At 73.4% G+C, this 23,064-nt stretch carries 21 protein-coding genes and 1 pseudogene; 8 read left to right on the top strand and 14 right to left on the bottom strand.

Annotated features, from left to right (window positions below; all coding sequences use genetic code 11):
* Positions 1–100 (top strand): annotated as a pseudogene (locus ACZ3ZE_RS35115) (IS481 family transposase); the annotation flags it as partial.
* 13 nt (positions 101–113) lie between these two features.
* On the opposite strand, the gene ACZ3ZE_RS35110 reads toward ACZ3ZE_RS35115, so the two are convergent.
* Together ACZ3ZE_RS35110 and ACZ3ZE_RS35105 are read right to left on the bottom strand one after the other, a co-directional pair.
* On the bottom strand, positions 114–1,511 hold the full coding sequence (locus tag ACZ3ZE_RS35110) for a M1 family metallopeptidase (protein WP_361165082.1): 1,398 nt from the start codon (positions 1,509–1,511) through the stop codon (positions 114–116).
* Between the two features lie 161 nt (positions 1,512–1,672).
* Positions 1,673–2,221, bottom strand: a complete 549-nt coding sequence (locus ACZ3ZE_RS35105) for a GlcG/HbpS family heme-binding protein (protein ID WP_361165079.1) — start codon at positions 2,219–2,221, stop codon at positions 1,673–1,675.
* Between the two features lie 290 nt (positions 2,222–2,511).
* Here ACZ3ZE_RS35105 and ACZ3ZE_RS35100 point away from each other — a divergent pair, with 290 nt between their 5' ends.
* The 4 genes from ACZ3ZE_RS35100 (at position 2,512) to ACZ3ZE_RS35085 (ending at position 6,137) form a co-directional block, all read left to right on the top strand.
* On the top strand, positions 2,512–3,672 hold the full coding sequence (locus ACZ3ZE_RS35100; RefSeq protein WP_442304661.1) for a sensor histidine kinase: 1,161 nt from the start codon (positions 2,512–2,514) through the stop codon (positions 3,670–3,672).
* Complete coding sequence (locus ACZ3ZE_RS35095) at positions 3,669–4,295, top strand: response regulator transcription factor (protein WP_361165073.1); 627 nt, start codon at positions 3,669–3,671, stop codon at positions 4,293–4,295. Before ACZ3ZE_RS35100 ends, ACZ3ZE_RS35095 begins: the two co-directional genes overlap by 4 nt.
* A gap of 117 nt (positions 4,296–4,412) precedes the next feature.
* Positions 4,413–5,624: an FAD-dependent monooxygenase gene (locus ACZ3ZE_RS35090; protein WP_467261881.1), complete on the top strand. Its 1,212-nt coding sequence runs from the start codon at positions 4,413–4,415 to the stop codon at positions 5,622–5,624.
* 12 nt (positions 5,625–5,636) lie between these two features.
* Positions 5,637–6,137: a hypothetical protein gene (locus tag ACZ3ZE_RS35085; RefSeq protein WP_361621040.1), complete on the top strand. Its 501-nt coding sequence runs from the start codon at positions 5,637–5,639 to the stop codon at positions 6,135–6,137.
* Positions 6,138–6,198: 61 nt separating this feature from the next.
* On the opposite strand, the gene ACZ3ZE_RS35080 is transcribed toward ACZ3ZE_RS35085, so the two are convergent.
* The gene (locus ACZ3ZE_RS35080; protein ID WP_361165065.1) at positions 6,199–6,870 is read right to left on the bottom strand and encodes a pentapeptide repeat-containing protein; all 672 of its coding nucleotides are present in this window, start codon (positions 6,868–6,870) and stop codon (positions 6,199–6,201) included.
* 118 nt (positions 6,871–6,988) lie between these two features.
* Between ACZ3ZE_RS35080 and ACZ3ZE_RS35075 the strand changes: the two genes are divergently transcribed.
* Both ACZ3ZE_RS35075 and ACZ3ZE_RS35070 read left to right on the top strand, forming a co-directional pair.
* Entirely contained in the window at positions 6,989–8,173 is a 1,185-nt protein-coding gene (locus tag ACZ3ZE_RS35075; protein WP_361621038.1) for an FAD-dependent oxidoreductase, read from the top strand.
* 132 nt (positions 8,174–8,305) lie between these two features.
* A complete protein-coding gene (locus tag ACZ3ZE_RS35070; RefSeq protein WP_361165059.1) occupies positions 8,306–9,304 on the top strand; it encodes a zinc-binding dehydrogenase in 999 nt (332 codons plus the stop codon).
* Positions 9,305–9,326: 22 nt separating this feature from the next.
* On the opposite strand, the gene ACZ3ZE_RS35065 is transcribed toward ACZ3ZE_RS35070, so the two are convergent.
* The 6 genes from ACZ3ZE_RS35065 to ACZ3ZE_RS35040 all read right to left on the bottom strand — a co-directional run bounded on the left by ACZ3ZE_RS35065 (position 9,327) and on the right by ACZ3ZE_RS35040 (position 13,942).
* Positions 9,327–9,674: a hypothetical protein gene (locus ACZ3ZE_RS35065; protein ID WP_361165056.1), complete on the bottom strand. Its 348-nt coding sequence runs from the start codon at positions 9,672–9,674 to the stop codon at positions 9,327–9,329.
* A 92-nt stretch (positions 9,675–9,766) separates the two neighbouring features.
* The gene (locus tag ACZ3ZE_RS35060) at positions 9,767–10,417 is read right to left on the bottom strand and encodes a response regulator transcription factor (protein WP_361165053.1); all 651 of its coding nucleotides are present in this window, start codon (positions 10,415–10,417) and stop codon (positions 9,767–9,769) included.
* Positions 10,405–11,661 carry a sensor histidine kinase gene (locus ACZ3ZE_RS35055; protein WP_467261879.1) on the bottom strand — a complete coding sequence of 419 codons (1,257 nt, stop codon included), beginning with the start codon at positions 11,659–11,661 and terminating at the stop codon, positions 10,405–10,407. Before ACZ3ZE_RS35055 ends, ACZ3ZE_RS35060 begins: the two co-directional genes overlap by 13 nt.
* Positions 11,662–11,764: 103 nt before the next feature.
* Positions 11,765–12,244: a GNAT family N-acetyltransferase gene (locus ACZ3ZE_RS35050; protein ID WP_361165047.1), complete on the bottom strand. Its 480-nt coding sequence runs from the start codon at positions 12,242–12,244 to the stop codon at positions 11,765–11,767.
* Between the two features lie 33 nt (positions 12,245–12,277).
* Positions 12,278–13,180 (bottom strand): aminoglycoside phosphotransferase family protein, encoded by a 903-nt coding sequence (locus ACZ3ZE_RS35045; RefSeq protein ID WP_467261877.1) that lies wholly within the window; start codon positions 13,178–13,180, stop codon positions 12,278–12,280.
* Positions 13,181–13,225: 45 nt separating this feature from the next.
* Positions 13,226–13,942, bottom strand: a complete 717-nt coding sequence (locus ACZ3ZE_RS35040) for a DsbA family protein (protein ID WP_361165041.1) — start codon at positions 13,940–13,942, stop codon at positions 13,226–13,228.
* 154 nt (positions 13,943–14,096) lie between these two features.
* Here ACZ3ZE_RS35040 and ACZ3ZE_RS35035 point away from each other — a divergent pair, with 154 nt between their 5' ends.
* Positions 14,097–15,485 (top strand): NAD(P)/FAD-dependent oxidoreductase, encoded by a 1,389-nt coding sequence (locus tag ACZ3ZE_RS35035; protein WP_467261875.1) that lies wholly within the window; start codon positions 14,097–14,099, stop codon positions 15,483–15,485.
* Between the two features lie 70 nt (positions 15,486–15,555).
* On the opposite strand, the gene ACZ3ZE_RS35030 is transcribed toward ACZ3ZE_RS35035, so the two are convergent.
* The 5 genes from ACZ3ZE_RS35030 to ACZ3ZE_RS35010 form a co-directional block, all read right to left on the bottom strand.
* Positions 15,556–16,737, bottom strand: a complete 1,182-nt coding sequence (locus ACZ3ZE_RS35030; RefSeq protein ID WP_361165036.1) for a branched-chain amino acid aminotransferase — start codon at positions 16,735–16,737, stop codon at positions 15,556–15,558.
* Entirely contained in the window at positions 16,734–17,993 is a 1,260-nt protein-coding gene (locus ACZ3ZE_RS35025; protein WP_361165033.1) for a cytochrome P450, read from the bottom strand. The genes ACZ3ZE_RS35030 and ACZ3ZE_RS35025 overlap by 4 nt, the downstream gene beginning before the upstream one ends.
* 91 nt (positions 17,994–18,084) lie before the next feature.
* Positions 18,085–20,133: an amino acid adenylation domain-containing protein gene (locus ACZ3ZE_RS35020; protein WP_361621030.1), complete on the bottom strand. Its 2,049-nt coding sequence runs from the start codon at positions 20,131–20,133 to the stop codon at positions 18,085–18,087.
* A 192-nt stretch (positions 20,134–20,325) separates the two neighbouring features.
* Entirely contained in the window at positions 20,326–20,958 is a 633-nt protein-coding gene (locus ACZ3ZE_RS35015; RefSeq protein ID WP_361165027.1) for a TOPRIM nucleotidyl transferase/hydrolase domain-containing protein, read from the bottom strand.
* 210 nt (positions 20,959–21,168) lie between these two features.
* Positions 21,169–22,881, bottom strand: coding sequence for a DUF885 domain-containing protein (locus tag ACZ3ZE_RS35010; protein WP_361621028.1), 1,713 nt, complete (start codon positions 22,879–22,881; stop codon positions 21,169–21,171).
* Positions 22,882–23,064: the final 183 nt, after the last annotated feature.

The following is a 23,064-nucleotide window of genomic DNA, read 5'->3' as shown; positions in this document are numbered from 1 at the left end:
AGACTTCCTCCACACCTACAACCACCACCGCAGCCACACCGCACTCGACGGACACCCGCCCATCAGCCGCGTCAACAACCCTGCAGGTCAATACAACTAGGGCCCGTCCGGCCTCAGGGCTTCGCCGGCTTCCCGTCTCCGTACAGCCACACGTCCCACAGGTCCCCCAGGTCGCGGCCCGCGACCGACTCCACGTACCGCGTGAAGTCCTCGGTGGTGGCGGTGGAGTGCCGGTACTTCGCCGGCCAGCCCGCCAGGATCTCGAAGAACGTGTCGTCGCCGACCGCCTGCCGGATCTTGTGCAGCACCATCGCGCCCCGCTGGTACACCGGCGCGCCGAACAGGTCCTCGGCGGTGGGCGGTTCGGCCGGCGGGAAGGCCCAGGCGTCCTCGTCGGCGAAGGCCCGCTCGAAGCTCTTCTGCGCGGGCGTGCCGCCGAAGTCCTCCGCGTACAGCCACTCCGAGTAGGTCGCGAAGCTCTCGTTCAGCCAGATGTCCTTCCAGGACGCGGGCGTGACGGAGTCCCCGTACCACTGGTGGGCCAGCTCGTGGACGAGGGTCGGGGTGTCGAAGGAGCCGAGCGGGAAGACCGGGCGGCTCTGGGTCTCCAGGGCGTAGCCGACGTCGCCGTCGCGTTCGACGATCGCCCCGGCCGCGGCGAAGGGGTAGGGGCCGAAGTTCTCCGTCTGCCACTTCAGGATCTCCGGCACCCTGGCGCGCAGCGCGGCGCTCTTGGCGGCGACCTCCGGGTCGGCGGCGGTGAGGACGGGGACCTTGCCGAGGGCGGTCGCGGTCGTCGTGTCGTACCTCCCGATCGCGAGGGTCGCGAGATAGCTGGCCATGGGTTCGGCGGAGTGCCAGACGGAGGTGGTGTGCCCGTCGGAGGTGGTCCTCGCGGAGGTCATGACGCCGTTGGAGATCGCCTTCAGCCCGGCGGGGACGGTGACGGTGAGGTCGTACGTGGCCTTGTCGGAGGGGTGGTGGTTGCCGGGGAACCAGGCCATGGAGCCGGTCGGTTCGCCGACCGCGAGGGCCCCGTCCGCGGTCTTCAGCCAGCCCTCCTCGGAGCCGTCCGGGTCCGTGACGGTCTCCGGGACGCCGTCGTACGTGACGACGGCGCGGAACTCCGCACCGGCGTCGATGTCCTCGCGGGGGCGCAGGGTCAGCTCGTTCCCGGCGCGGCTGACGGCGGCGGGCGCGCCGTCGACGGTGGCGTCGCGGACGGTGAGTCCGGCGAGGTCCAGGTTGAAGGCGCTGAGGTTCTGGGTGGCCTTCGCGGTGATCTCGGCGCGCCCGTCGAGGCGGCCGGTGGCCGGCTCGTAGGCGAGGGTGAGGGCGTAGTGGCCGACGTCGTAGCCGCCGTTGCCGAGCCGGGGGAAGTACGGGTCGCGCAGCCCGGCGGCGCCGGGCGTGCCGGTGACCCCGCCGGCACCGCCGCCGGTGCAGCCGGCGGTGAGCAGGGCGAGGGCCAGGCTGAGGGCCAGGGCTCCGGTTCGGCTGCGCGCGTTCACGAACCGATCCTAGACAGACGTACGAACGGATCGGTGTACGAATCAGCCGCCGCTCGCGCGTCCCGGAAAGGGGTCAGCGGCGCCCGGCGGGGGGTCCGGGCGCCGCTGACGTGCGGGGGGTCACGCGGGAGGGCCGGTCAGGTGGCCCTCCGGAGGGGGTGTCAGTCGTTCAGGGAGGCGACGCCCGCCTGGGCGAACTTCTCGTCCAGGTCGCCCGAGGGCGCGCCGGCCACGCCGATGCCGGCGATCGGGGCGCCGTTCGCGGCGACGGGGGCGCCACCGGCGAGGAAGAGGGTGCCCGGGATGTCCTTCAGGTTCGGGGCCTGGGCCAGGCGGCCCGCGAGGACGGAGGTCGGGGCGTTCCAGGAGACGGCGGTGTACGCCTTGCGCTCGGCCGACTCGTAGGACTGCGGGCCGGCGCCGTCGCCGCGGAGGGTGACGATGGTGTTGCCGTTGCGGTCGACGACGGCGACGGAGACCCGCTGGTTCTCCTTCTCGGCGGCCTTCAGCGTGGCCTGCGCGGCCTTGGTGGCGGCCTCGATCGTCAGGTGGGTGTCCTGGCGCAGGTTGCCGCGGTCCGCGTCGGCCTTCTTCGCGACGGCGGCGGCGGGCGCGGCCTGCGGGGCGGAGGCGTTGGCGGCGACGGCGCCGAAGGTGCCGGCGGCGAGAACGGCGGCGGCGGTGGTGCCGAGGAGGAACTTCTTCTTCATGGCGGGCTCCTGGAAGTCGGTGACGGCGGCCGGTGTCGGTGTTCCGTTCGCTCTGGTATCGATCCTCCGCCCGGAATCCGGGCCGTCCGGTCCACGTTCCGGCTCGGCCCGGCGCGCATAGTGGATGACGGAGGTGTCAGCCGATCGGTTGATGCCGCTCTGGTCCCCTTGGGCCAGGATGGATGCGTATTCCCAGGTCAACAGCCTGGACAAGGGCTTACTCGACGGACCGACGGACCGGTCGGCGACCCGGCGACTCGGCGACTCAGCGACTCAGCGAGAGGTGGACGATGGAGCGCGACCCGGACGCACGCTGGCTGGCACGGGTCATGCACGTCGCCTTCTTCCTGCTCCTCGGCGCCTCGCTCGCCCGCTTCCTACTGCGCCACCCGTGGGAGGAACGCAGCCCCTGGATCATCGCCCTCTCCGGCGCGCTCGCCTCCCTCTACCTCCTCGGTCCCGTCCTCGGGACCCGCGCCACGCCCCGGCGGATCGCCTGGCTGGGCACGGTCGTCGCCGTGTGGATGGTCCTCGTGGTGCTGGCGCCCAGCTTCGCCTGGTGCGCGGTGCCGCTCTTCTACACGGGCCTGCGGACGCTGCCGCCGCGGGCCGCGTTCGGCCTGGTCACGCTGCTCACCGTGTTCGTGGTGACGGCCCAGGTGGAACTCTCGTCCGGCGGCTTCGACCCGAACCTGGTGATCGCCCCGCCGGCCGTCGCCGCCATCGCGACCGCCGTGTTCGTACACGCCGAGCGGCAGGCGGACCGGCAGCGGGCCCTGATCGACGACCTGATCCGCACCCGCAGGGAACTCGCCGCGACCGAGCGCCGCGAAGGCACCCTCGCGGAGCGGCAGCGGCTCTCCATGGAGATCCACGACACGCTGGCGCAGGGCCTGTCGAGCCAGCAGATGCTGCTCCAGGCCGCCGACCGCACCTGGGACAGCGACCCGTCGACCGCCCGTCGGCACGTCCGTACCGCCGAGTCGATCGCCGAACGCAACCTCGCCGAGGCCCGCCGCTTCGTCCACGACCTGGCCCCCGCCGACCTCGCCGAGGGCGGCGGCCTGGAGCAGGCGCTGCGCGGGCTCGCCGCGCGCGAGTCGGCCGCGTTCCGGGTGGACGGGACGGCGGTCGCGCTGCCGGACCGGGTGCAGTCGGCGCTGCTGCGGATCGCGCAGGGCGCCCTCGCCAACATCCGCGAGCACGCGGCGGCCGCCTCGGCGGCGCTCACCCTCACGTACCTCGACGACCAGGTGGTCCTGGACGTCGCCGACGACGGCCGCGGCTTCGACCCGGCGCTCGCCCGCGACGGGGGCGTACGCGGCCACGGCCTGCCCGCGATGCGGGTGCGGGCCCAGCAGCTGGGCGGCACGCTGACGATCGAGTCCGCACCCGGCGAGGGCACCGTGCTCTCCGCCGCGATCCCCCTCACCCTGGAGGCAGGCGAGTGACCGTACGCATCCTGCTCTGCGACGACCACGCCGTCGTCCGCGCCGGACTGCTCGCCCTGCTGGGCAGCGCCCCCGACATCGAGGTCGTCGGCGAGGCGGGCAGCGGCGAGGAGGCCGTCGCGATGGCCGGCCATCTGCGGCCGGACGTCGTCCTGATGGACCTCCAGCTCGGCCCCGGCATCGACGGCGTCGAGGCGACCCGGCGGATCGCCGGCTCGGGCTCCGGCGTCCACGTCCTGGTCCTCACCACGTACGACACGGACGCCGACATCACCCGGGCGATCGAGGCGGGCGCCACCGGCTACCTCCTGAAGGCCGAACGCCCCGAGGAACTGTTCGCCGCGATCCAGTCCGCCGCGCAGGGCCGCACGACCCTGTCGCCGCCCGTCGCCAGCCGGGTGATGGACCGCATGCGGGGCGCGGCGGGCCCCACGCTCACCGACCGGGAGCGCGACATCCTCGGGCAGCTGGCCCACGGCCTGGGCAACCGGGAGATCGCGCGGGCGCTGTTCATCAGCGAGGCGACGGTCAAGACCCACCTGGGCCGCATCTACGCGAAGCTGGGCGTCGACACGCGCGCGGGCGCGGTGGCGGTGGCGAAGGAACAGCGGCTGCTGCCGTAGGGGGGGGGGACGGAGTGGCTTCTCGGGTCGGCGCGGCTTTCCCCGTCGGCCGGACATCGCACTGCTACCCTGCGTTGCCATTCCAGCGCACAGCGTCATGTCCTCGTGGGAGCGCACGTGAAGATCACCGTCGTCGGCGGCGGGCCCGCCGGTCTGTACTTCTCGATCCTGATGAAGCGCCAGGACCCGTCCCACGAGATCACCGTGTACGAGCGGAACCCGGCCGGCTCCACGTACGGCTGGGGCGTCACCTACTGGGCGGCCCTGCTCGACAAGCTGCGGGCGGGCGACCCCGCCTCCGCCGAGGCCATCGCCGCCGCCTCGGTCACCTGGACCGACGGCGTCGCGATCGTCCGCGACGAGCGGACCACGCACCACGGCGACGCCGGCTTCGGCATCGGGCGCCGCCGGATGCTGGCGCTCCTCGCCGACCGGGCGCGGGAGCTCGGCGTGCGCGTCGAGTTCGAGCACGGCGTCGGCGGCCCCGACGCCCCCGAGCTCGTCGGCTCCGACCTGGTCGTCGCCGCCGACGGCGTGCACAGCGCGCTCCGCGAGGCGCACGCCGACCGCTTCGGCGCCGAGCTGACCAGCGGGCGGAACCCGTACATCTGGCTCGGCACGACCAAGGTCTTCGACTCGTTCAGCTTCGCCTTCAAGGAGACCGAGCACGGCTGGATCTGGTGTTACGCGTACGGCTTCAGCGGCGAGCGGTCGACCTGCGTCGTCGAGTGCTCCCCCGCCACCTGGACCGGCCTCGGGCTCGACCGGATGAACGAGGCGGACAGCCTGAACCTCCTGGAGAAGCTGTTCGCCGACCTCCTCGACGGCGAACCGCTGATCGGGCGCGAGCACGCCGACGGCAGCGCCCAGTGGCTGACCTTCCGCACGCTGACCACCCGGACCTGGCACCACGGCAACCTGGTCCTGCTCGGCGACGCGGCCCACACCACCCACTACTCGATCGGCGCGGGCACCACCCTGGCCATGGAGGACGCCCTCGCGCTGGCCGCCGCCCTCCGCCCGGCGGGCGACCTGGACGCCGCCCTCACCACGTACGGGAAGCGCCGCCGCGCGGAGCTGGTCTCCGCGCAGAGCGCGGCCCGCTACAGCGCGCAGTGGTACGAGAACCTGCCGCGCTACATGCGGCTGGAGCCGGCCCGGATGTTCGCCCTGCTCGGCCAGCGGCACTCCCCGCTGCTCCCGCACATCCCGCCCCAGCTCTACTACCGCCTCGACCGCGCGGCGGAGCAGCTGGAGCCGCTGCGCCGCCTCAAGCGCTGGCTGGGGCCCCGGGTGGCGAGGGCGGTGCACCGGTCCGCGCGGGCATGACACCATCTCCCCGTGCTCGACATCGGCTACTCGCTCTCCCGTCGCTTCCCCGATCCGCCGCAGACGGACTACCGCCACGCGGACGTCCACGCCCTGCGGCACGACCTGTTCTGCGGTGACGTCTACCTCGCGGACACGGAGAAGGACCAGGAGGTGTCCACAGCCTGGGGATGGGTGCCGGTGCTCGACTTCGCGTGGGCGCTGTGCGACATCGTCGAGCAGCTCGACCAGGACCCGCGCGGCAGCCGCGCAGCGCAGCCCCAGTACGCGGAGCTCGACTTCACCGAGTCCTCGGACCGGATGCTGTTCGAACGCCGCTTCGGCTGGGTGGACGTCGAGGCCGACTGGATGCCGGGCGACGAACCGCCGCTCACCTTCAACCACACGGCCCTGCGCCGCGAGGCCCGCGACTTCCTCCACGACCTGATCGCCGACCTCACGGACATGCACGAGGGCCTCGGCGACAACCCGGCGGTGTGGGCGCTGCAGGCGCGCTTCCCGCGGGTGGGGTAGGCGCGGGGCGGGGCGGGCGACCTGGGCGCAGAGCCTCGGCCCCCGGCCGTCAGGCCCCCGCTCAGTCCACCACCCGCACCCCCAGGTGCGCCGCGAACACCGGCGCCAGGTCGAGGAGCTGCGTCGGGGAGATCACCGCGCCCGACAGGGCCTCCACCCCACGGGCGATCTCCAGGCGCTGCACCGTCCGCAGGTCCACGTCCTTCAGGCGCGCCCCGCCGAAGTCCGCCCCCAGCAGGACGCAGTCGACGAACTCGACCCGCTCCAGGACCGCTCCCCCGAAGTCGGGCTCGCTGAGCACGCACCCCTCGAAGACGACGTCCTTCAGCTTCGCCGACCGCAGGTTCAGATAGTCGGCCTTGCCGCCCCGCACCCACACCCGCTCCAGGACCGCCCCGTGCAACTGCGTGCCGCCGAGCCGGGCGTCCACCAGCTCCACGTCCCGCAGCTGCGCCCCGGCGAGATCGGTGCCCACACCCCGTATCCCTTCGAGGACCGAGTCGAGGAAGCGGGCCGACGTCAGCCGCGCCTCGTCGAGCGCGCAGCCCCGCACCGCGCAGTCCAGGAACCGCGCCCCCGCGCCGTCCTGCCCCGTCAGGTCCAGGCCCTCGAACGCCACCCCGTCGTAGTCCCCGTCCGGCTCCAGGCCGCGCCCCTGGAACTCCTCCAGGGGAGGCAGCCGCACCTCCGGCTTCCTCGCCTTCGCCACCTTCGGCACCGTCTCGCGCTTCATGACCCCATCGTGACGCACGCCACTGACAACGCCCCGCCGCCGATGTCACGAACGCGCCCCCGCCACCCGTCCCCTCCGTGAAACCCGACACCGGGCCGGGCGGACAAGGGAGCGCACGATGCGACGGACGCGGAAGATCACCATCATCGGCGGCGGCTTCGCCGGACTCACCGCGGCCGTCACGGCCGCCGAGGCGGGCGCCGAGGTCACCCTGCACGAGTCGCACCACACCCTCGGCGGCCGGGCCCGCACCGCGGAGGGCCCGTACCTCACCAACGACGGCCCGCACGCGCTCTACGCCGGCGGCCCGCACTGGACCTGGCTGAAGCAGCGCGGACTGCTCGGCGAGCTGGCCCCGCTGCCGCCGCTCGACGCCGCCAGGATCCGCTTCCACCACCGGGGCGGACTGCGCCGGATGCCCCCGTTCGGGCTCCTGCGCCAGTCCTTCCGCAAGGGCGAGCAGGCCCCCGTGGACGTCGACTTCCTCACCTGGGCGACCGGACTCGCCGGAGAGTCGGCGGCCCGCGCCGCCGCCTCGTACAGCGGGGTCGCGCTCTTCCACCACGACCCGGGCGCCCTGTCGGCCCGCTTCGTGCAGGAGCGGCTGCACCGGGCGGCGTCACTGCCCGCCGAGGCACACTTCATCAAGGGCGGCTGGGGCCGGCTGATCGACCGGATGGCGGCGCGCGCCCGCGAACTGGGCGTACGGATCGAGACCTCGTCCCGCGTCGACGCCCTGCCGACGCACGACGGCCCGGTCGTCGTCGCGACCGCCCTCACCTCCGCCGCCCGGCTGCTCGACGACCCGTCGCTGACCTGGGAGTCGGGGCGCACGGTCCTGTGCGACCTGGCGCTGCGCACCCGCAAGGGCGACCCGTTCGCGATCTCCGACCTGGACGCACCCGGCTGGGTGGAACGCTTCACCACGCAGGACCCGGGCCTCGCCCCCGCCGGCGAGCAGCTGATCCAGGCCCAGCTGCCGATCGCCCCCGGCGAGTCGAAGACGGACGGCGTCGCACACGCCGAGCGCCTCCTCGACCTGGGCTTCCCGGGCTGGCGCGAGCGGACGGTCTGGCGCCGCGAAGCCGTCTCCCACGGGCGTACGGGCGCGGTGGACCACCCCGGCACCACCTGGCGCGACCGCCCGGCCATCGACCGCGGCGACGGCGTGTACCTGGCGGGCGACCAGGTGGCGGCACCCGGGGTACTGGCGGAGGTGTCGTTCACGAGCGCGGTGGAGGCGGTGTCGCTGGCGCTTCGGACGTCGCACGGGAAGCGGGCACTTGACCTCAAGCGCGGTTGAGGTCAGAGGCTGGGGCTGCCACCGAACGAACGGGGACGGGGACGGGGACGGGGGCTGTGTACGGCGCACCCACGCACCGATCACCGCCCCCACCCACCAGCCCACCGCGACCGACGACCAAGGGAGCCCACCATGCACGCCATCCGCCTCCACGCCTACGGCCCCGCCGAGAACCTGACGTACGAGGAGACCCCCGACCCCGTCCCCGGCCCCGGCCAGGTCCGGATCAAGGTCGCGGCGGCCGGCGTGCACCTCCTCGACACGGCCCTGCGGGAGGGCATGCCGGGCCCGTTCCCCACCCCCGTCGCCCTGCCCACGGTCCCCGGCCGCGAGGTGGCCGGCACGGTCGACGCGCTCGGTGAGGGCACGGACCCGGCGTGGCTGGGCAAGCGGGTCGTGGCCCACATCGGGATGGCGCCCGGCGGGTACGCCGAACTGACCGTCACCGAGGCCGCGCGGCTCCACGAACTCCCCGAGCACCTGGGCGAGGCGGAGGCCGTGGCGATGGTCGGCACGGGCCGTACGACGCTGGGGATCCTGCAGTTCACGGAGCTCGGCCCCGAGTCGGTCGCGATCGTCCCGGCCGCGGCGGGCGGCATCGGCACGCTGCTCGTGCAGTACGCGAAGAACGCGGGGGCGACCGTCATCGGGCTCGCGGGCGGGCCGGAGAAGGTGGCGCTGGTCCGCGCGAACGGCGCGGACCTGGCGGTCGACTACAAGCGGGCGGACTGGCCGGAGAAGGTGCGCGCGTACCTGGACGGGCGCACCGCGACGGTCGTCTTCGACTCGGTCGGCGGCGCGACGGGCCGCGCGGCGGTGGACCTGCTGGGCGAGGGCGGCCGGCACGTGGTGTTCGGCTGGTCCGGCCAGGGGGTCCACGACGGGGAGCCGCTGACGTTCACGGCCGACGAGCTCGCCGCACGCGGCATCACGTCCGAGAGCGTCCTGGGCCCCGTCATGATCCAGAAGGCGGGCGGCGACGTCCGCAACCTCGAACGCGCCGCCCTCCAGGCCGCCACGACCGGCGCCCTGCGCCCCGCCGTCCACCGCTTCCCCCTGGCGGAGGCGGCACGGGCGCACCGGGCCCTGGAGACGCGGGGCACGACGGGCAAGGTGGTCCTGATCCCGTAGGACACCCGAACCACCGTCCGGGTCAGACCCCGATCACGTCCCAGGAGTGCCCCTTGAACTCCTTCAGGAAGTCGGGGTGGTCCTCCCACATCCGGGCGATGGAGCGCAGCACGTCCCAGTTGTGCTCCAGCGCCTGGTCCACGATCTGCCGCAACTCCGGCTCCGCGTCCCGCTTCTCGACCAGCCCGTTCACGGCCGAAGCGGCCTGCACGCTGTACCGGAGCGCGCGCAGCGCCCGGGAGGTGTCGTCCATCCCGAACCCGTGATCGCTCCCGTTCGCGGGGTCGAAGAGCGGCGTGAGCCGCGCCTCGATGAATCCGGTGATCCGCGCGAACCGCTGCTGAATCCCCATGTCCCTGTCCGTGTCCATGCCCCTTTCCTACACCGCGCCCACCCCCGACACGGCCACCACCCCTGCCCCTGGCGTCACCTCGGTGATGACCTGGCGGGCGTGATCGCGCACTATGCGGTCGCGACGCCCAGGAAGCGCAACACCGCCAGGACGCGGCGGTGGTCGGCGTCGGCCTTGGGCAGGTCGAGCTTGGTGAAGATGCTGTTGATGTGCTTGGCGACCGCGCTCTCGCTCACGACCAGCTCGGAGGCGACACCGGAATTGGACCGGCCGCCCGCCATCAGCTCCAGCACCTCCCGCTCGCGCGGCGTCAGCCGGTCGAGCGGATCGCTGTGCCGGCGCACCAGCAGCTGCGCGACGACCTGCGGGTCGAGCGCGGTGCCGCCGGCCGCCACCCGGCGTACCGACTCGGCGAACTCCTCCACGTCGGCGACCCGCTGCTTGAGCAGATAGCCGACGCCCGAGGTGTGGGCGGCGAACAGATCGGCGGCGTACCGCTCCTCCACGTACTGCGACAGCAGGAGCACGGCGGTACGCGGGTACTGGCGGCGGATCACCAGCGCGGCGCGCACTCCCTCGTCGGTGAAGCCGGGCGGCATGCGCACGTCGACCACGGCGATGTCGGGCCGGTGCTCCTCCACGGCTGCCAGCAGCCCTTCCGCGTCGGCGACTTGCGCGCACATCTCGAACCCGGCCGCCTCCAGCACCTTGACCACGCCGATGCGCAGCAGGAGGGAATCCTCGGCGATCACGGCGCGCACGGCAGCTCCACGGTGATGACGGTCGGGCCCCCGGCGGGGCTGCGGCAGGAGAACGTGCCGTCGACGGACGCGACGCGCTTGGCGAGCCCGGCGAGCCCGGTGCCACCGCCGGCCACCGCGAGATCCGCGCCGCCCGCTCCGTCGTCCGCGACGACCACCAGCAGTGTCTCCCCGATCCGCTCCACGGTCACGTCCGCCCGGGTCGCCCGGGCGTGTTTGACCACGTTCGTCAGGGCTTCGGAGACCACGAAGTACGCGACGGCCTCGACCGTGGGTGAGGGGCGCCGCGGCAGGTCCACCGCCACACCCACCGGGATCGGGAGGCGCGCGGCGACCCCGGACAGCGCGGCGTCGAGACCGCGGTCCTCCAGGACGGCCGGATGCAGGCCGCGCACCAGGTCGTTCAGCTCGGCGATCGCTTCCTTCGCCTCGCGGTGCGCCTCGTCGATCACCTTGCGGGCCTCCTCCAGGTCGCCGAGACCGGCCCTGGCCAGGCCCAGGTTGACGGCGAGTGAGACGAGGCGCTGCTGTGCGCCGTCGTGCAGGTCGCGCTCGATCCGCCGCCGCTCGGCGTCGGCGGCGTCGACCACGCCGGCCCGGCTCTCGGCGAGGTCGGCGACCCGGCGGGCCAGCTTCTCCGTGCGGCTGGGGCCGAGCAGGACCTCGGCCGCCCGGTTCTCCAGCCGCACCAGAGCGCCGGTCAGACGGGGCCCGAGGAACAACAGGGCGAGGCCGCCGGCGGTGATGTACGCGGCCTGCGCGGTGGAGCCGAGGTCGGTGACCCGCCACTGCGGGGGCAGCGCCCAGATCCACACGTAGAGAGAGGCGGCCACGACGGCGGCGGCCCAGACGGCGAGGACGCCGAGGTCCAGGACGGCGAGCAGCGGTCCCGCCACGGCGTGGTAGCAGACCTGCCGCCACAAGGCCCGGCCGGTCAGCCGGCGAACCACCGACTTCCCGTTGACGGCGGGGCGCGGGAGGTCCTTGCCGGCGAGCGCCCGGTAGCGCCGCCGCTGCCCGGCGGTCAGCAGGGGTGTCACCACGAGCGTGAGCAGCACGGGCAGCGGAGTCACGGCCACCGCGCCGGGCGCGCTCACCAACGCCGCCATCGTGCCGAGCAGCCACAGCCACAGGGGCACCACGGCGAGGTGGAGCGGCAGGCCGGCGGCGACCAGCGCGGTCCGCCGTCCCGCCCCGCGGAACGGCGGGCCCGGCACCAGCCGCGGCCACGTGGTGAGTTGCATGCGTCAGACGGTAAAGCCGCAGGCCCTCCCCGTGCCATGACGTTCCCGCCCGGTTCGGGGGTGCACTTTTCTCCACCCCGGGTCGGAACCCTGCGGCTGACGCCTACACCGCGCCGCGCCCCAGCTCCGCCAGTGCCCCGTCCGTCAGGCGGTAGACCGTCCACTCGTCCTGGGGGCGGGCGCCGAGGGACTCGTAGAAGGCGATCGACGGGGCGTTCCAGTTGAGGACGGACCATTCGAGGCGTTCGTAGCCGCGGTCCACGCAGATGCGGGCCAGTTCGGCCAGGAGGGCCTTGCCGTGGCCGCCGCCTCTCAGGTCGGGGCGGACGTACAGGTCCTCCAGGTAGATGCCGTGGACGCCGCGCCAGGTGGAGAAGTTGAGGAACCAGAGGGCGAAGCCGGCGATCTCGCCCTCGGGGGTTTCGGCGATGTGGGCGTAGGCGGCGGGGCGGTCGCCGAAGAGGGCCTCGTGGAGTTGGGCCTCGGTGGCGCGGGCCTCGTCGAGGGCCTTCTCGTACTCCGCGAGGTCGCGGATCAGGCGGTGGATGACGGGGACGTCGGCGGGGTTCGCGGTGCGGATCATGGGATCAGGGTGCACCAGAACGGGCCGGACCGTTCAGGGGGACAGAAGGGTGCGGGCGATCGACACCTGGTTCGGGTCGAGGGACTGTTCGCCGTCCTCCACGTCCCACAGGGCGTTCTGCAGCACCCGCCCCAGCGTCCACGCGCGGGCTCGTGCCCGGTCCAGGCCCAGGCGGTCGGTGAGGAGGTCGAAGCGCCACCGGGTTTCCGCCGGGTCCGGGTTCCACAGGTCGGTGAGGGCGGGGAGGAGGTCGAAGCCGGGGTCGCCGGCGAGGGGCTTGGGGTCGATGGAGAGCCAGGGGGCGCGTTCGGCGGCCAGGATGTTGTCGTAGTGCAGGTCCCAGTGGAGGAGGCGGTCGCCCGGTTCGGGGAGGACTTCGCGTACCGCTGCCGCGCAGGTCTTCAGCAGGTCCGACTCGTCGGGGGACAGCAGGGCCGCCGCCGGTGTGGCCGCCAGCATGCGGGTGGCCACCTGGGACAGGGTGCGGAGGCCCGGTGGGGCCTGGTGGGACGTGAGGGTGGCCAGGAGGTCGGCCAGGATGTGGACGGCCTGGCGGGGGTTCGGGTGGCTCGACAGGTGGGTGGGCGGGGTGGTCGGGGGGCCGGCGCGTTCCAGGAGCATCGTGCCCGTTTCCTGGTCGTGGGCCAGGAGGCGTACCGAGCCGTCGCCGTTCCACACGCGCAGGGCTTCCGGCTCGCCCTCGCTCTCCTCGTCGAGGAGCTGGAGTTTGAGGACGGCTGGGGTGTCGGGCGTGCGGGCGGGGAGGACCGGGAGGACGAGGGATGCCACGCCGTGCATCGGGGGGCCCGTCACGCGCAGGTTCCAGCGGGTCAGGAACGTCTCCGTCAGGGCCGGCAGCGCGGCGGTGAACGCGCGGCCCGCCGCCCCGTTGTACTTCGCCTGCGACGCGGCCAGTTCCTCGGGTACGTGGATCACGCCCCGAGCCTAGGGCCTGTCCGGCGGATCATGGCCGGACAGGCCCTAGACACCGGCGTCGCGCAGCGTCTCCGAGAAGCGGTGGGCGTCGTAGAGGCCGTTGCCCGCGGGGAGCGGCTCGCCGTCGACGAGGACGGTGGGGGTGCCGCCCACGCCGGCGTCCTCGAAGGCCTTCTCCGCGGCGGCCACCCAGTCCTTGTGGGTGTTCTCCCGGACCGCCTTGTCGAAGGCCGCGCCCCGCAGGCCCGGCACCTGGTCGGCGATCGTGAGGAGGTGGTCCGTGGAGTAGGCGTCCTTCGACTCCTCCGAGGGCCGGCTCGCGAACAGGGCCGCCTGGTACGTCGCGAACCTCCCCGGGCCCGCCTCCGCCGCCGCCCGCAGCGCGTTCGCCGCCCGCGCCGACGCCGTGCCGCCGGTCCGCGCGTCCAGGAAGGAGGCGATCACGTACTCGACCCGCACCTTCCCCGCCGCCGCCTCGTCCGCGAGGACCGTCCCGGAGGCCTCCTCGAACTTCGCGCAGTAGCCGCAGCGCGGATCGACGAAAACCGTCACGGTGTGCGGCGCCTTCGGCTGTCCGACCACGATCCGGGGGCCGTCCACGGTCGACGGGAGGGCCGACAGGGCCTCCCGGTGTTCCGGCGGCCGCACCGTCACGGCGGCCGCCGCATCGCCGGATCCCTGCGAACAGGCCGTCCCCGCAAGGCCGATGGCCGCGACGGCCAGCACCGCCGCCACCGCCCGCCGGGTCCCGCGTACACGCATGGCAAGGTCCTTCCGCGAAGGGCTGGAGGCGACGAAATCCGTATCCCCGAACGTAGGCGCCGGCCCGTCGGCCGGGACGCCGCGAAAGGCCCGTTCTCACGGGACCAAAGGCCCTGTAGCCTCCGCCGCACGGCCCCGGAAGCAGGGATGGACAATGAGCACGATCAACGGCGGGATCTCGTTCTGGTACGCCCAGGAGGGCGCCCCCGCGCCTCGCGAACCGCTGCCCGGCGACGCCACCGCCGATGTTTGCGTCGTCGGCGGCGGATACACCGGCCTGTGGACCGCGTACTACCTCAAGAAGGCCGTCCCCTTCCTGAACATCACCGTCCTGGAAGCCAAGTTCTGCGGCTACGGCGCCTCCGGCCGCAACGGCGGCTGGCTCTACAACGGGATCGCCGGCCGCGACCGCTACGCCAGGCTCCACGGCCACGACGCCGCCGTCCGCCTCCAGCACGCCATGAACGACACCGTCACCGAGGTCGTCGACGTCTGCGCCGCCGAGGGCATCGACGCCGACCTGCACCGCGGCGGGGTCCTGGAGGTCGCCCACTCCCCCGCCCAGCTCGCCCGCCTCAAGGACTTCCACGCCGGCGAGCTCGCCTTCGGCGAGAAGGAACGGGAGCTGTACGGGGCGCGCGAGACCGCCGCGCGGATCCGGGTCGCCGGGGCCGTCGGCTCCAGCTGGACCCCGCACGGCGCCCGGCTCCACCCGGTCAAGCTGGTCAAGGGGCTCGCCGACGCCGTCGAGGCCCTCGGCGTCACGATCCACGAGTCCACCCCGGTCACCGAGATCCGCCCCAAGCACGCCGTCACCCCGTACGGCACGGTCCGCGCCCCGTACGTGCTGCGCTGCACCGAGGGCTTCACCGCCTCCCTCGCCGGGCAGCGCCGCACCTGGCTCCCGATGAACTCCTCCATGATCGCCACCGAGCCGCTGAGCGACGCCCAGTGGGAGTCCGTCGGCTGGGACGGCCTGGAGACCCTCGGCGACATGGCGCACGCCTACATGTACGCCCAGCGCACCGCCGACGGCCGCATCGCGCTCGGCGGGCGGGGCGTCCCGTACCGCTTCGGCTCGAAGACCGACAACGACGGACGCACCCAGCCGCAGACCATCGAGGCACTGCGCGAGATCCTGGTGCGGTTCTTCCCGCAGCTCGCGGGGGTCGGGATCGAGCACGCCTGGTCCGGTGTCCTCGGCGTCCCGCGCGACTGGTGCGCCACCGTCACCCTCGACCGCTCCACCGGCCTCGGCTGGGCCGGCGGCTACGTCGGCTCCGGCGTCGCCACCACCAACCTCGCCGCCCGCACCCTGCGCGACCTCATCCAGCAGGACTCCGGCCAGTCGGGCGCCACCGAGCTCACCGAGCTGCCCTGGGTCAACCACAAGGTGCGCAAGTGGGAGCCCGAGCCGCTGCGCTGGCTCGGCGTCCAGACGATGTACGCGGCCTTCCGCGGCGCCGACCGGCGCGAGGCCGCCGGGCACAGCGCCGCCACCGACCCGGTGGCCACCTTCGCCAACCGGGTCAGCGGGCGCTGAGAGACGCACCCGCCCGGTGGGCCACGAAGGCCACCGGGCGGGAACAGGCCGTACACATAAGGGAGTCGGCTCAGGTCAGCCGGTGCAGCCAGCCGTGACGGTCCTCCGCCACGCCCTCGTGCAGCGCCACCAGCTGGTCCCGTACGCGCTGCGCGACCGGACCCGGCGCGCCGCCGTTGACGAGGAACTCGCCGGCCGCGTGCTTGACCGTGCCGACCGGGGTGATCGTCGCGGCGGTGCCGCAGGCGAAGACCTCGGTGAGCTCGCCGGACTCCGCCGCCTTCTCCCACTCCTCGACGGAGATCCGCCGCTCCTCCACCCCGTACCCGAGGTCCCGGGCGAGCGTGAGGATCGAGTCGCGGGTGACGCCGGGCAGCAGCGAGCCGCTGAGCTGCGGGGTCACCAGGCGGGCGGTGGGGCCGGAGCCGAAGACGAAGAAGAGGTTCATCGCCCCCATCTCCTCCACCCAGCGCCGCTCCACCGCGTCCAGCCACACGACCTGGTCGCAGCCGTGCTCGGCGGCCAGGCGCTGCGGGGCGAGCGTCCCGGCGTAGTTGGCGGCGGCCTTCACCGCGCCCGTGCCGCCGGCCGCGGCCCGGACGTGGTCCTCGGACAGCCAGACGCTGACCGGCTTGACGCCGCCGGTGAAGTACGAGCCGGCGGGCATCGCCATGAGGACGTACAGGTACTCGGTCGCCGCCGCCACCGTCAGCTCCGTGGAGGTGGCGATCATCAGCGGGCGCAGGTAGAGCGAGCGTCCGGCGCCGTCGGGCACCCACCGCGCGTCCCGGGCGAGCAGTTCCCGCATCGACTCCAGGAACAGCTCCTCGGGCAGTTCCGGCATCGCCAGGCGCCGGGCGGACGCCTGGAAACGGCGCGCGTTGGCGTCCGGGCGGAAGGCCGCCACGGAGCCGTCGGGCTGCCGGTACACCTTGAGGCCCTCGAAGATCGCCTGCCCGTAGTGCAGGACGGAGGCGGTGGGCGCGAGCGCCAGCGCCTCGTAGGGGCGGACGGACGCTCCGTGCCAGCCCCGCTCGCGGGTGTGCTCGATGGTCACCATGTGGTCGGTGACGTACTTGCCGAAGCCCGGGTCGGCGAGGACTTCGGCGACCCGCTCCGGGCTCGCCGGAGCGGGGTGCGGGATCCGGTCGAAGACCGGTGCCGCGGCTCCGGAGGACGCCTCGGACACGGCGGGCGCCTCGGTCACGGCGGACGCGACGGCTGCGGTGGCCGCGTCGGTCACCTGGGTCATATCGCCGACAGCCTCTCGCTGCGCCTGGTCGCCACCAGCGGGAGGTGCTTCATGCCCGCGATGAAGTTCGAGTGCAGGTGCTGCGGCTCGCCCGCGACCTCGAACCCGGAGAACTGGTCGAGGAGTTCCTCGAACAGCTCGTGCAGCGCGATCCGGGCGACCGCGTGACCGACGCAGTAGTGCGGGCCGACGCCGAAGGCCAGGTGGTTGCGCGGGTCGCGGCGGATGTCGAACTCGTACGGGTCGGGGAAGACCCCGGCGTCCCGGTTGGCCGAGCCGATCCAGGCGGCGACGGGCTCGCCCTGGCGGATGGTGACCCCGCTCAGCTCGACGTCCGTCTTGGCGTAGCGGATGAAGTGGCTGGCCGGGGAGGACCAGCGCAGCGCCTCGTTGATGCCGCTGTCGAAGAGCTCGGGGTGGGCGGCCCAGTCGGCGTACTTGCCGTCCTTGGCGAGCTCGACCATGGCGGCGTTCGGGACGTGCGGGGTGGTGACGTTGGCCCCGAGGAGCAGGCTGTAACAGTTGGAGACGATCTCGCCCGGGCGCAGCTTGCGGCCGTCCTCCATCTCCATGGTGCGCAGCACGTCGATGAGGTCGCCGTTGCCCTCGCCCTTGCGCCGGCTCATCGACTGCTCGAAGGCGGCGAAGAGTTCGCGGTGGGCGCGCTGGAGGGTGACCTCGCCGCCCTCGGGCATGACGAACTCCGGGTCGTCCGGGGCGATCGCCTGGCTGGTGAGGAAGGTCAGCTGCGGCCAGTCCTCGCGGTCGAGGCCCATGAGGGTGCCGGTGACCGCCATCGGGAGCTGTCCGACGACCTCGGCGAAGTCGAACTCCTCGCCCTCGGGGATGCCGGCGAGCAGGCGGTTCGCCTCTTCGCGGATCTGGGGGCGGTGGCGCTCCAGGACCTTGCTGTTGAGGGCGCGCTGGACGGGGGAGCGCATCTTGGTGTGGCGCGGCGGGTCGGTCGCCGGGAGCTGCTTGCGGCTCGCGGGGTCCTTCTTGCCGAGCAGGTTGAGCAGGGTGCCGTGCTCGGAGGTGAAGACGCGGTGGTCCTTGAGGACCTTGGTGACGTCCTCGAAGGTGGTGGCCGACCAGTAGCCGAGGCGTTCGTCGACCTGCTGCCAGCAGACGGGTTCGCGCTCGCGCATGGCGTGCCAGATGGCGTGCGGGTCGCCCACGCCGTGCTCGTGGGGGTCGACGAGGTCGAAGTCCTTCAGGTCGACGGGCTTCTGTTCGGCCGGCCGGGTCAGTTTCATCGGTCTTCCCTTCCTGAACGGGGTCCTGCGTCGGGCGTGCGGTGCCGTGCGGTGACTGCGATGACTGGAGTGGCCGGGGTGGCCGCGGGGCTCATCCGGCCGCCGGTCCGGCGGCGTCGGGCGCCGTCGACGGGGAGGACTCGACGAGTTCGGCGAGTCCGGCCACGGTGGGGTTCTCGTAGAAGAGGCGGGTCGCCGGCACGTCGACGGAGAGCGCCTTGCGGATCTGGCTGAGCAGGTCGGTGGCGATCAGCGAGTTGCCGCCGAGCTCGAAGAAGTCGTCGTGGACGCCGACCAGTTCGACGCCGAGGACGTCGGCGACGAGGTCGGCGAGCAGGCCCTCGACGGGGGTGCGCGGCGGCTCGTACTCGTCCTCGACCTCGCGCGGGTTGAGGTCGGGCGCGGGCAGCGACCTGCGGTCGATCTTGCCGTTGCGGGTGAGCGGGAGGCGGCCCATGACCACGATCGAGGTGGGGTTCATGTGCCGGGGCAGCCGGGCCCGGAGGGCGACGCGCAGGTCGAGCACCAGGGTCTCGTCGTCGCCTTCGGGGACGACGTACGCGACGAGGGTCTTGCCGCCCTGCGGGCCGTCCTCGCGGACGATGACGACGGCTTCCTTGACTCCGGGCTGCCCGGACAGGGCGGCCACGATCTCGCCGAGCTCGACCCGGTAGCCGCCGACCTTGACCTGGTCGTCGGAGCGGCCGCGGAACTCCAGGGCGCCGTCGGGGCCGACGCGGACGACGTCGCCGATGCTGTACATGCGCTCGCCGGAGCCGTTCGGGTCGGGCAGGAAGGTCTCGGCGGTCTTGCGGACGTCGCCGAGGTAGCCGCGGGCGAGGCCTTCGCCGGTGGTGTAGAGCTGGCCCCACTCGCCCTCGGGGACGGGCCGCAGCTTCTCGTCGAGGACGAGGATGCCGGTGCCGGCGACGGCGCGGCCGATGGGGACGGTCTCGCCGACCGGCTCCTTCACGATGTGGCAGGTGGTGAAGCAGGTGTTCTCGGTGGGCCCGTACCCGTTGACCAGGCGGATGTGCGGGTGGGTCGCGCGGACGCGGTTGATGTGGGCGGGCGACAGGACGTCACCGCCGGCCAGCAGCTGGCGCACTCCGGCGAGGTCGTCGAGGTGCCCGTCGACCATGCGGTGGAAGAGGCCGGTGGTGAGCCAGAGGGTGGTGACGCCCTCGCGCTTCACGCATGCGGCGAGGTCGGGCAGGGACAGCGTGCCGGGCTCGTGGATGACGAGCCGGCCGCCGTTGAGGAGCGCGCCCCAGATCTCGAAGGCGGCCGGGTCGAAGGTGAGGGCGCACAGCTGGAGGAAGGTCTCGCCGGGGCCGAACTCGGCGTAGTCGCCGTCCCGGACGAGCCGGGAGACGCCCTGGTGGGTGACGCTGACGCCCTTGGGCCGGCCGGTCGAGCCGGAGGTGTAGCAGACGTACGCGAGGCTGTCGGCCGCGTTGCGCGCGGCGGGCGGTTCGGCGTCGGCCGGGAGGGAGGGGTCGGCGGGCTCGTCGACGCGCACCACCGTGACGTCGAGCTCGGGTATCCGGTCCGCCAGCGGGCCGTGGGTGAGCAGGACGCGGGCGCCGGCCCGGTCCAGCATGTAGGCGAAACGCTCCTGCGGCTCGTCCGGGTGGATCGGCAGATAGGCGCCGCCGGCCTTGAGGATGCCGACGAGCGAGATCACCATCTCGAAGGAGCGCTCGAAGCAGACGCCGACGACGCTCTCCTCGCCCACCCCGACGGCCCGCAGTCGCAGCGCCAACTCGGTCGCCTTGGCGTCGAGTTCGGCGTACGTGAGGTCCTCGCCCAGGAAGCGCAGGGCGACCGCGTCGGGGCGGAGCCTGACCTGGTCCGCGAAACGCTCGGTGACCGTGCCGAAGTCCCGCGCCGCCGCGTCGGGCGCGATCGCGTCAGCCCCTTCCGCGCCGACCCGCTCCATCTGCGCGGACAGCGAACTCGGCCTGATGTCGGCCCAGTTGGCCTCGACGTGGTCCAGGCACTCGGCGCGTCCCGAGGGGCCGAACGCCGTGTCCCAGCCGTCCGGCACCTCGGCGAACCCGGGCCACAGCGCGTGCTGGTTCTCGGCGTTGACGACCACGCGGTACGTGACGTCCTGCTCTTCGGTCAGGTTGCTCATTGTCCGTCCTCTGGAAGTCTCTCTGCGGGCAACTGCGGGCAACTGCGCGCGCACTTTCTCAGTGGTCCTGGGGCCGGGCGCCCGTGAGCACCGGCCCTCGGTCCCGCGGGGGACCGTGACAAATCCGCCGGAGATCCGGGGCGTTCCGTCGAGACGGAGGCCGCCGGCCCGGTGAGGGGTGTCGCCCGGCGCTCAGAGGATGTCGAAGAGGCCGGCGAGTGGAGCGGGTACGCGGTCGGGGGTGAGGGCCTGGACGAGCACACGGCCGTACTGGATCTTGCGCCCCTTCTTCGTACCGAAGAAGCGCCGCAGCTGCTGCTGCGCGGTGCGGTCCCGCTGGGCGGGCTGCTGGAGGAAGGTCTCCAGAGGGCGCTGGTCGCCCTGTTCGCGGATGAGTTCCTTGACCAGGTCCACGCCGAGCGCGCGGATCAGCTCGTCCTCCAGGTCCGCCGCGCACACGAAGTAGTCCCGGGGGTCGGCACCGGCCCGCGCCCAGCCGCGCTCGTAGAAGTCGCGCTCCTGCTCGTCGCAGAGTCCGGTCAGGTGCAGCCGCAGCCCGGACGGCCCGAGGAAGCGGGCGTACTGGCCCACGCCCATCGCCCCGCCCATCGGCAGGACGCAGATCCCCTCGCCGACCAGGTCCCGGCCCAGCTTCTCGGCCAGGGTGTTGACGGCGTTGACGTCGCTGGGGCCTTCGAGCAGGACCGCGGTCCTGACGGGCAGCTCCTCGGCCAGCTCGGCCGCGAGGTCACGCGCCCGCTCGTCACCGGGGCCACCGCCCGCCCAGGCCGTGACCGCCTCACGGAACGAGGTCATGTCAGCCATGGGACTCCTTCGCCGTGGAGAGCGATGCTGCCGCGTGATCATAGTCCCCGCGGGTGACGGAAGCCGTGGCACACGCCCCCGTCCTCACCGTGCTCTGCCTTCCGCATGAATCGCCCCCGTGCGCATGCGTACGTCCTTTCCATGAACCGTCCGGGACACCACCGGAGCCCGACTGACCCCGACCGACCCCGGCTGATACCGACTGCACCCTCAAAGACCGGCCAGTTCCTCCTGGAGGTCCCGGAGCCCCAGCGGGCCCAGCGACAGCGCGGACATGTGCCAGGCCTTCAGGTCGAGCCGCTCCCCGCGCGCCGCGTGAGCGGCCTCGGCCGCGGCCCGGCCGTCCAGCCAGGCGCGCTCGCCCAGCTTGTACGAGACGGCCTGCCCGGGCAGGCCGAGGTAGCGCCCGATCTCGCTGTCCACGAATCCGGGCGTCTGCCCGCTGTGCAGGGCAAGGAACTCCTTGGCCAGCGCGGGGGTCCAGGTCAGGCCGGCGCCGACCGGGGCGTCCTCGGGGATCGGCAGCGCGAGGTGCGCGCCGATGTCGAGGACGACGCGCAGGGCGCGCAGCATCTGCCAGTCGAGGAAGCCGAGGCGGTCGCCCGCGGTGGGCAGGTGGCCGAGCTCGTCCATCAGGCGCTCCGCGTACATGGCCCAGCCCTCGGTGCAGGCGTCGATGCCGCCGACGGTGGTCTGGTACGTCGAGAGGCTGTCGGCGAGGTGCCGCCACTGGGCGAGCTGGAGATGGTGGCCGGGCACGCCCTCGTGGTACCAGACGCTGCGCAGGCTCCACAGCGGGAAGCGGGTGCGCCCCTGGGTCGGCAGCCAGGTCCGGCCGGGGCGGGAGAAGTCGACGCTGGGCGCGGTGTAGTAGGCGGCGGAGCCGCTGCCGGCCGGGGCGATGGCGGCCTCCACCACCCGTACCGGCGGGGCCAGGTCGAAGTGGGTGCCGTCGAGGTCGGCGAGGGCCTGGTCCATCCAGCCCTGGAGCCGCAGCCGGATCGCCTCGACGCCCTCCTCGGCCTCGCCGTGCGCGTCGAGGTGGCGCATCGCCTCGCGCACCCCGGCCCCGGGGCGTACCCGCTCGGCCTCGGCGCGCATCTCGTCGCGGATCCTGCGGTACTCGGCCCAGCCCCACGCGTAGGTCTCGCGCAGGTCGGGTTCGGCGCCGGTCCAGAAGCGGGCCCAGACGCGGTAGCGGTCGGCGCCCACGCCGTCCGGCTGCCCCTCGGCCCGCGGGAGGTAGCTGTCCCGGAGCCAGTCGCGCAGCTCGGCGGTGGCGGCGACGGCCCGGGTCGCCGCGCCGTCCAGGGCGGTGCGCAGCGGGGCGGGGGTGTCGGCGCCGGCGCAGAAGCCGGCGTACCAGCCGCGCCCGTCGGCGTCGCGGACCCAGGTGTCGAGCTGGTCGGCGATCACGTGGACCTGGGTCGGGGCGGCGACGAAGCCGTCCTTCTCCAGGTTCCTGGTGAGGGAGTCGCGGAAGCCGGTGAGCGTGTCGGGCACGCGGTCCATGCGCGCGGCGACGTGGGCCCAGTCGTCGGCGTCGCCGGTCGGCATCATCTGGAAGATGCCCTGGACGCGCTGCTGGAGGCCGTAGACGTTGACGACCTCGCGCAGGTACTCGTCGTCGGCACCGAGGGCCAGGTCGGCTTCGAGGCGCTCGCGGAGCAGGCGTCCGCAGCGGCGTTCCACGTCGCTGAGGGCGCCGGCGGAGCGCTCGGCCCGGTCGAGCTCGTGGAGGGTCGTGCGGGCCAGCCCGTCCAGGGCGGCGCGGCCGTCCGGCGACAGGTCGGGCATCTCGCCGTGGGCCGCCGGGACGCCGAGGAAGGCGGCGGTGTCCGGGTCCAGGCGGGCGAGCCCGTCGACGTACGCGTCGGCGACCTCGCGCACGGCGCGCGGTCCGGTCGGTGTGTCGTTGTCCATCGTCCCCACCTCACCTTGCGTCGGTCGGTCACCGGCCTGTTCGGGACGCGGTGTCTCACCTCGAAGTCGTGCGGCGGACCCCCCGGCCGCGGCAGGTGGGAATGGTGCGCACTCACCTGCCGACCAACGGATCATGGCGCGAAGGGCACGACCCCGTCAATCATCACGTGGCCGCCGCCGGGG

The organism is Streptomyces sp. NPDC023157, from assembly GCF_055560575.1.
Note: the sequence above shows the minus strand (reverse complement) of the source record. Positions and strands in the feature narration are given on the sequence as shown.

Coding starts and splice junctions, on each gene's coding strand:
- ACZ3ZE_RS35105 (WP_361165079.1), bottom strand. CDS start 2,221: ATGAAGAAGAAGTTCCTCCTCGGCACCACCGCCGCCGCCGTTCTCGCC.
- ACZ3ZE_RS35100 (WP_442304661.1), top strand. CDS start 2,512: ATGGAGCGCGACCCGGACGCACGCTGGCTGGCACGGGTCATGCACGTC.
- ACZ3ZE_RS35080 (WP_361165065.1), bottom strand. CDS start 6,870: ATGAAGCGCGAGACGGTGCCGAAGGTGGCGAAGGCGAGGAAGCCGGAG.
- ACZ3ZE_RS35075 (WP_361621038.1), top strand. CDS start 6,989: ATGCGACGGACGCGGAAGATCACCATCATCGGCGGCGGCTTCGCCGGA.
- ACZ3ZE_RS35070 (WP_361165059.1), top strand. CDS start 8,306: ATGCACGCCATCCGCCTCCACGCCTACGGCCCCGCCGAGAACCTGACG.
- ACZ3ZE_RS35065 (WP_361165056.1), bottom strand. CDS start 9,674: ATGGACACGGACAGGGACATGGGGATTCAGCAGCGGTTCGCGCGGATC.
- ACZ3ZE_RS35055 (WP_467261879.1), bottom strand. CDS start 11,661: ATGCAACTCACCACGTGGCCGCGGCTGGTGCCGGGCCCGCCGTTCCGC.
- ACZ3ZE_RS35050 (WP_361165047.1), bottom strand. CDS start 12,244: ATGATCCGCACCGCGAACCCCGCCGACGTCCCCGTCATCCACCGCCTG.
- ACZ3ZE_RS35040 (WP_361165041.1), bottom strand. CDS start 13,942: ATGCGTGTACGCGGGACCCGGCGGGCGGTGGCGGCGGTGCTGGCCGTC.
- ACZ3ZE_RS35035 (WP_467261875.1), top strand. CDS start 14,097: ATGAGCACGATCAACGGCGGGATCTCGTTCTGGTACGCCCAGGAGGGC.
- ACZ3ZE_RS35030 (WP_361165036.1), bottom strand. CDS start 16,737: ATGACCCAGGTGACCGACGCGGCCACCGCAGCCGTCGCGTCCGCCGTG.
- ACZ3ZE_RS35025 (WP_361165033.1), bottom strand. CDS start 17,993: ATGAAACTGACCCGGCCGGCCGAACAGAAGCCCGTCGACCTGAAGGAC.
- ACZ3ZE_RS35020 (WP_361621030.1), bottom strand. CDS start 20,133: ATGAGCAACCTGACCGAAGAGCAGGACGTCACGTACCGCGTGGTCGTC.
- ACZ3ZE_RS35015 (WP_361165027.1), bottom strand. CDS start 20,958: ATGGCTGACATGACCTCGTTCCGTGAGGCGGTCACGGCCTGGGCGGGC.
- ACZ3ZE_RS35010 (WP_361621028.1), bottom strand. CDS start 22,881: ATGGACAACGACACACCGACCGGACCGCGCGCCGTGCGCGAGGTCGCC.